At 67.6% G+C, this 7,277-nt stretch carries 5 protein-coding genes; all 5 read right to left on the bottom strand.

What is annotated here, in order from left to right; all coding sequences use genetic code 11:
* Positions 1–350 (bottom strand): hypothetical protein (locus VEG08_07095; protein HXZ27750.1); only part of this gene is annotated, 350 nt, incomplete at its 3' end.
* Positions 347–835, bottom strand: coding sequence for an acyltransferase (locus VEG08_07090; protein ID HXZ27749.1), 489 nt, complete (start codon positions 833–835; stop codon positions 347–349). The genes VEG08_07090 and VEG08_07095, both read right to left, overlap by 4 nt.
* A gap of 151 nt (positions 836–986) precedes the next feature.
* Entirely contained in the window at positions 987–3,659 is a 2,673-nt protein-coding gene (locus tag VEG08_07085) for an Rne/Rng family ribonuclease (protein HXZ27748.1), read from the bottom strand.
* 460 nt (positions 3,660–4,119) lie between these two features.
* The gene (gene rodA, locus VEG08_07080) at positions 4,120–5,208 is read right to left on the bottom strand and encodes a rod shape-determining protein RodA (GenBank protein ID HXZ27747.1); all 1,089 of its coding nucleotides are present in this window, start codon (positions 5,206–5,208) and stop codon (positions 4,120–4,122) included.
* 31 nt (positions 5,209–5,239) lie between these two features.
* Positions 5,240–7,228, bottom strand: a complete 1,989-nt coding sequence (gene mrdA, locus VEG08_07075; protein ID HXZ27746.1) for a penicillin-binding protein 2 — start codon at positions 7,226–7,228, stop codon at positions 5,240–5,242.
* Positions 7,229–7,277 lie beyond the last annotated feature (49 nt).

Below are 7,277 nucleotides of genomic sequence, written 5' to 3'. Positions count from 1 at the left end.
CCGAAGAGAAGGACGAACAGTCCGGCCACTTTGAGCGCGTTCACCTTCTCGCCGAAGACGATCATGGCGCCCACCGTGACCAGCAGGAAGGTGAGGCTGACCAGCAGCGGGTAGCTGCTGCTCAAGGGCTCGGAGGCCAGCACCCGGAACCAGATGAGCGCAGCCACGCCATAGAGCAGGAAGCCGATCACGAACAAAGGCTGCTGCGCCAAGGCGAGGAACTGCGTCTTCATGGCCGAGGCGGAGAGCTGGAAGTGGCCGATGTTGAGGACGCCGCGGCGCATCATGAGGTTGGCCACGGCGGTGCACACCGCGCTCAGGATCACCAGCCACAGGCCGACGGTGGTCATTTGCTGTGCTTGCCTCGTTTGCGGATGTCTCCTATCACGCGGGCGGGCACGCCCGCCACGATGGCGTGGTCGGGCACGTCCTGGGTCACCACCGCGCCCGCCCCGATGACGGCCTCACGGCCGATGGTGACGCCGCACAGGATGACGGCGCCCGAGCCGATCGACGCTCCCTGCTTCACCCGGACGGGGACCACCTGCCAGTCGGCCTCGCTCTGCAGCTTTCCGCCGGCGGTGGCGCGCGGGTAACGGTCGTTGACGAACATCACGCCGTGGCCGACGAAAACTTCGTCCTCCAGGGTGACCCCCTCGCAGAGGAACGAATGCGACGATATCTTACAACGGCGGCCCACCACCGCGTTCTTCTGGATCTCGACGAAGGCGCCGATGCGGGTGTCGTCGCCCACGGTGCAGCCGTAGAGATTCACCAGATCGCGGTGGTGGATCTGGACATTCTTCCCCAGCTTGACGTCGTCGGCGATGGGCATGCCCCGCCCCTGCGGTCTTCTCAGGATAAATGACGCGCGAGCGCGGCGCACAGTGTCGGCTGGGGTGCGCCTCCTCCGGCAAACAATCGGCCGCGACGGGGGCCGCGGCCGGGAGCTAAAGGCTAAGAGCTAACAGCTAAGAGCTGGAGCTCTAGTGAAAGTCGAACTGCTCCTGGTGGAGGGTGGGATCGGCCTTGACGATGACGGTGCGGCCGGTCAGGTCCTCCAGGTCGGTCAGCCAGCGGGCGTTGTTGGCCTTCAGCCCCTTCGCCACCTCGGGATGCACGCGCAGGATCACGTCGCCGCGATCCAACTGCTTGACCATCTTCTTCATCTCCACCCAGATCTCGTTGCAGACGGTGGTGACGCCCTTGACCATGCCGGTGCCGGTGCAATAGGCGCACTGGGTCGAGAGGGTGCGCTCCAGCGACTGCTTGACCCGCTTGCGGGTGATGGCCACCAGGCCGAAGTCGTTGAACTGGAGGACCTTGGAGGGCGCGCGGTCGGCGCGCAGCGCCTCTTCCAGGGCCTGCATCACCTTCTGGCGGTTGCGGCGCTCGTCCATGTCGATGAAGTCGATGATGATGATGCCGCCCAGGTCGCGCAGTCGGATCTGGCGCACGATCTCCTTGATGGCGTCCACGTTGGTCTTGACGATGGTGTCTTCCAGGCGCTGGGTCTTGCCCACGTACTTGCCGGTGTTGACGTCGATGGCCACCAGTGCCTCGGTCTGGTTGATGACGATGTAGCCGCCCGACTTCAGCCACACTTTGGACTTGAGCGCCTTGTTGATCTCCTCCTGGATGTTGAACTGCTCGAACAGCGGCGTCTCCTTGCTGTAGAGCTTGACGCGCTTGACCAGGGCGGGCTGGAAGCGGTTGAGGAAGCGCAGGGTGCGCTCGTACTCGGGCTCCGAGTCCACCCAGATGTGGGAGAAGTTGGCGCCCACCTGGTCGCGCAGGATGCGCTCCACCAGGTTGAGGTCGTGGTAGATGAGCGCGGGGGCCTTGCCGGCATCGGCGCGGGCGCGGATCTCGTTCCACAGGTTGATGAGGAAGCGGATGTCGGCGCGCAGCTCGTCCTCGCCGGCGCCCGCCGCCGCAGTGCGCACGATGAAGCCGCCGTGGCCGTTCTGGCGCTCGCTGAGCAGGATGCGCTTCAGGCGCTGGCGCTCCTCGTCGCTCGAGATCTTGCGCGACACCCCCACGTGGTTGACCGTGGGCATGTACACCAGGAAGCGTCCGGGCAGGGCGATGTGGCTGGTGATGCGGGCGCCCTTCTTGCCCATGGGCTCCTTGGCGATCTGCACCAGGATCTCCTGGCCTTCCTTGAGCAATTCGCTGATCAGGGGGAGGGAGCGAGGCGAGTTGCGGCGGCCTCCGCGCATGCGGCGGCCTCCGCGGCGGCCTCCCCGGCCGCCGTCGCGGCGGCGGCGCTCGCCGGGCAGGACCTCGGCGCGCTGCTGGTAGCCGGCAGTGGAAGCGGAAGCGCGCAACTGGGCGCGGCCTTCGCCCTCCTCGCCGGGTTCGCCTTGCGGCTCGCCGCCCTCGGCCAGCCGCTGAGCTTCCGCGATCTCCGCTTCGCGCTCATCGGCCTCTTCCTCTTCCTCGCCCTCTTCGGTGGCGAAGGCGTGCTCCGCCTCGGCGTCGCGCAGCACCTCGGTGAGCTGGCCGTTGCCCTCGTTGGGCTCGCGCGTCTCGGCGCTGTCGAGGATCTCCTCTTCCAGTTCCTCGAACTCGTCCTCCTCGGCCTCTTCGCCGTAGCCGGGAGCCTCGTCGGCTTCCTCCTCCTCGATCTCCTCTTCCTCCATCACCCCTGCGCCGGGTGCGAAGGCAGCCTGGGGACGGCCCTCGGCGGCGGGCCGGGCATGGGCCTCTTCGCGCGGCTCGGGCGCGTGCGCGGGCGGCGCGACCTCTTCCTCCTCTTCCATGGCGCCAGCCGCCATCGCAGCCGCGTTCGACCGCTCCTCTTCCTCGTGGGAGGCGGGAATCTCGGGCTCGGGCTCGGGCTCGGGTTCCGGCTCCGCCATCCCTGGCTCTTCGGGCGGGATCACGAAGGCGGAGTAGCGGGGCTCGAAGCCGCGGGGCATGGGGCGCGGCTCGGGCGCCAGGCGCTCTTCGCGCGCGGGCGCTTCGGCCGGCGGTTCCGCCGGCGGTTGCGGTGCCCGGTTGCGGTACTTGGAGAGCGACTCTCCCGGCAGGATGATGGGCTGGTAGTCGGGCGGACGCTGGAAGGCGTCGCGCCGGCCTTCAGGAGGACGTTGGGGCTGCTCGCGCTGGAAGTCGCGGCGCGGCGGCTCTTCTCCGCCGGGCTGGCGGGAGGACTTGGAGTCGGCAACGCCTCCGCGGCCGCGGCGCCCGCGGCGGCGGCGCCCGCGCCAGCGTCGCGACCCGCCCTCTTCGCTCTCGTCCTCGCGGCGCGGCTCCGGCCGGCCGTCGCGGGCAGGCTCGGGGCCGCGCGCCGGGGCTTGCTCCGGCCCGGGCTGTGCCTCAGCTTCCGCCGCAGCGACCGCCGGGGCGCCCTCGGCAAAGCGCGGCGCGTGCTCGGGCGCCTGCGACGCGGGCAGCTCCTCGAACTCTTCCTGGTCGTCGCCCTGCTCTTCCAAGAAGTCGGTGACGTACAGGAAGGCATCGCGCTCCAGGCCGATGTCCACGAAAGCGGACTGCATCCCGGGCAGCACCCGGGTCACGCGCCCTTTGTAGATGGAGCCGGCGAGCGTGTACTCGTTCTCACGCTCGAAGTAGATCTCAGTCAGTTGATCTTCCTCGACGATGGCCACCTTGGTTTCGTGGGGGGTCGAGGCGACGTACAGTTCCTTGTTCATGCTCACTCCGGTCCCGCGCCCTTGCGGGCCGCGGATCTACCGGCAGGAAGGCGAAGGAAGGCTGGCGGAAGGAGGCACACCCGGAGAGTCCCACGTGCGGCGCCGGGACCGGGCCCGGCCCGGTCGTCGCTCGGCAAGCGGCGGTGGAAATCCTGGGTTGACGTGCAAACTCAAATCTCTTTGCCTGTCAGGCGCCTTGCTGCAGATGGTGGCCACTCGCTCCCGCAGCGCGGGACGGGGCCGTTGCCCATCCGCCTTGCCCCGGTGCTTGCCCGGGGACGGCGCCGTGCTTTTTTCCCGCCCGGCCCTCACTTCTCCGGCCGGTTTGCCCTGACAGTTTCAGGGCCGAACGAATCTCTTGCTTCCGATCTTTCTGCCGGCACCCGAAGGCGGCGGCGAGGTTTGGTTCCCGGTCAGGAACCCGGCGCCGCAGACCCCAGGTCCGCGGGCGCCTGCTGGCTCAGTTCACGAAGCGGCGCATGCGGACGTTCATCACGATTCCCAGCGCCAGGAACATGAACAAAACCGACGAGCCACCGTAACTCATCAGCGGCAGCGGTATGCCGGTGACCGGCATGAAGCCGACCACCATGCCGACGTTGACCAGGACGTGGAAGGCCAGCACGGCCACCACCCCCATCACAACGAACGAGCCGGCGCGGTCGGGCGCCGTCTGGGCGTTGTGGACCAAACGCATCAGCACCATGAAGTATAGCAGCAGCACCCCCAGCGCGCCTACAAAACCGTGCTCCTCGGCCAGGGCGGCGAAGATGAAGTCGGTGTGGGGGATGGGCAGGAAGCCCTGGGTTTGCGAGCCCTTGGCCGTGCCCTTGCCGAAGATGCCGCCGGAGCCCACGGCGATCAGGGATTGCTGGATCTGGTACCCCGAGCCCTGGGGATCGGCGTCGGGGTCGCGGAAGCTGACCAGGCGGGCCTTCTGGTAGGGCTTCATGAAGTGCCAGCCGATGGGGGCCAGGGTGGCGGCCAGCAGTCCCAGCACCAGGGCATGCTTCAGGCGCAGCCCGCCTAGGAAGAGCCCGGCCAACACGATGGGGACATAGGTCAGGGCCGTCCCCATGTCGGGCTGGGCCAGCACCAGCAACATGGGAAAACCGACCAGGGCGCCCACCTTGACGATGTCGGTGGGGGTGGCGTGGTCGCTGCGCGGCTCGGCGAAGTACTTGGCCACCGCCAGGATGAGCACCAGTTTCACCCACTCCGAAGGCTGGAAGTGCTGGCCGCCAGGCAACCGGATCCAGCGCCGCGCTCCCAGGTACTTCTGCCCGAAGACGAGCACCCCCAGCAGGGAGAGGATGGAGGCGACGTACATCCAGTGCACCTTGTCGAGCAGGCCCTGGTAGTTGATGCGGCTGACCAGGAACATGACCGCCAGCCCACCCAGGATCCAGTAGATCTGGCGCACGTGCGCGCCCGCGAACTTGGTGGTGTAGGTGGCACTGTAGATCTCCAGCACGCCCAGCACGGAGATGATGAGCACGAAGCCCAGCAGCACCCAGTCGAAGTCGCGAAATGAGATGTAGCGGCTCAAACGGCAGTTTCTCGTTTCTGGTTTCTAGTTCCTAGTGACTCGTCTCCTGCTTCAGAGCATCCAGTCCCGGAGCCGCCAAAGCCAGCGGCAGGTGGTGCAGGCCGAGGGGCAGGCGGAAGCGGCCGGCTTGGAAGCTCTCATGGCCGTCCTCCCCGGGGATGCTCCACACTCCCGCCATCTCGAACGACCGGGACCGGCCCGGCCGGTCGAGGCCGGGAGCGGCCGCGACCTTGACCTGGCTCTTGCGCTGCTTCTCCACGTAGGCCTTGATGACCTGGGCGGCCAAGTGCGCGGCCACGGTGCCGTGCTCGCCCTCTTCCACCATGGCCGCGACCACGATCTCGGGATTGCGGCGCGGGGTCATGCCCACGAACCACCCCGTGTCGCCGACGGAATGGGCGTGCCCCAGCTTGCGGGCGAGCTCGTTGCTCATGGTCTGGGCGCTGCCGGTCTTGCCGGCGAAATCGATGCCTTCGAGATGGCTGGCGGCAGCGGTGCCGCCGGGATTGGTCACGTCCGCCATGGCGTCGGTGATGATCTCCCAGTTCTTGGGATCGAGGGGCACGCGGATCTCGGCGGGAAAGGCGCCCAGGGCTTCCTTGTAGTGCGGCGGCAGCTCATCGGGAAAGGCCACGTGGGGGCGGCGCAGAACGCCGTCGGAGGCGATGCCGCCCACGGTGTGCGCCAACTGGATGGGCGTCACCGTCACCGCGCCCTGCCCGATGCCCACCGAGATGGTCTCCCCGGCGTACCACTTCTGCTTGAAGTTCCGAATCTTCCACTCTTCAGAAGGGATCACGCCCGAGGCCTCATTGGGCAGGTCGATGCCGGTCTTCTGTCCCAAGCCCAGGGCGGTGGCGTAGCGGGCGATGGTCTCGATGCCCAGGCGCTCGGCCAGGGTGTAGAAGAAGGAGTCGCAGGACTGCACGATGGCGCGGTGGATCTCGACGTTGCCATGCACGGAGTGACACTTGAAGAAGTGGCCGTAGAAGGTCTTGCCGCCGCCGCAGTTGACCACCAGGTTCTGGGCGATGCCCTCCTGCAGGCCGGCCGCCGCCATCACGATCTTGAAGGTGGAGCCGGGAGCGAGCTGCGCCTGGATGGCCTTGTTGAGCATGGGCTTGCCGGGATCGTTGACCAGTTGCGCCCATTCCTGCGGAGAGATGCGCACCGCGAAGTCGTTGGGATCGAAGCTGGGGCGGCTGGCCATGGCCAGCACTTCCCCGGTGCGCGGGTCCAGCGCCACGATGGCGCCGTTCTTGCCTTCCAGGGCCTCCTCGGCCGCGATCTGCAGATCGAGATCGATGGTGAGCTTCAGGGGCTTGCCGGGGACGGCGGGCTGGTCGGCGAGCTGCCCCAGCTCCTTGCCGCGGCTGTTCACCACCACGCGGCGGTAGCCGTTGCTGCCCATGAGGATGTCGTTGTAGTACTGCTCCACGCCCGACTTCCCCACCACGTCGCCGGGCTGGAAGAACTCGTACTTGGGGTTGTCGAGCATCTCCCCGCTGACCTCGCCCACGTAGCCGATGAGATGGGCCAGAAAGCCGTTGCGGGGATAGAGGCGGCGGTGCACCACCACCGTCTCCAGCTCGGGAAGCTCGTTCTTGTGGGACTCGATGAAGGCCAGCTCGTCGGGAGTGATGTCGTCCTTGAGCAGGATCTGGGGCTGGTTGCCGGCGCGGCGCAGGTGCTCGCGCACCTCCGCCGGGGTCATGTCCAGGCCGTTGGCGATGCGCTCCACGTCGGCGCCCAGGTTGCGGGCCTGGTCGCGCAGCAGCAACGCCGAGAAGGAAGGATAGTTGTCGACGATGACGCGGCCCTCGCGGTCGAGGATCTTGCCGCGGGGCGCCAGGATGGGCACGGTCCGGATGCGGTTGCGCTCTGCCGCCTGCTCCCACTGCTGGCTGCCCAGCACCTGCAGGCGCCACAGCCCCCAGGCCAGCAGCAGGAACATCGCCAGGATCCCGTACTGCACGACGGTGATCTTGCCGGGTGAGACTTTGTCGTCGCGACCGATCATGAAGCGGCAGTCCCTGGTACCGGGTATCTAGTACCCAGGATTGTAAGCC

The sequence above is a fragment of the Terriglobales bacterium genome, assembly GCA_035624475.1.
Classification (GTDB): Bacteria; Acidobacteriota; Terriglobia; order Terriglobales; family Acidobacteriaceae; genus DASPRL01.
The sequence above is the reverse complement of the archived record's forward strand: the minus strand, read 5'-3'. Positions and strand labels throughout refer to the sequence as shown.

Excerpts from the sequence above, each read along its gene's own strand:
- mrdA (HXZ27746.1), bottom strand. The coding sequence starts at position 7,228 with ATGATCGGTCGCGACGACAAAGTCTCACCCGGCAAGATCACCGTCGTG.
- VEG08_07085 (HXZ27748.1), bottom strand. The coding sequence starts at position 3,659 with ATGAACAAGGAACTGTACGTCGCCTCGACCCCCCACGAAACCAAGGTG.
- VEG08_07090 (HXZ27749.1), bottom strand. The coding sequence starts at position 835 with ATGCCCATCGCCGACGACGTCAAGCTGGGGAAGAATGTCCAGATCCAC.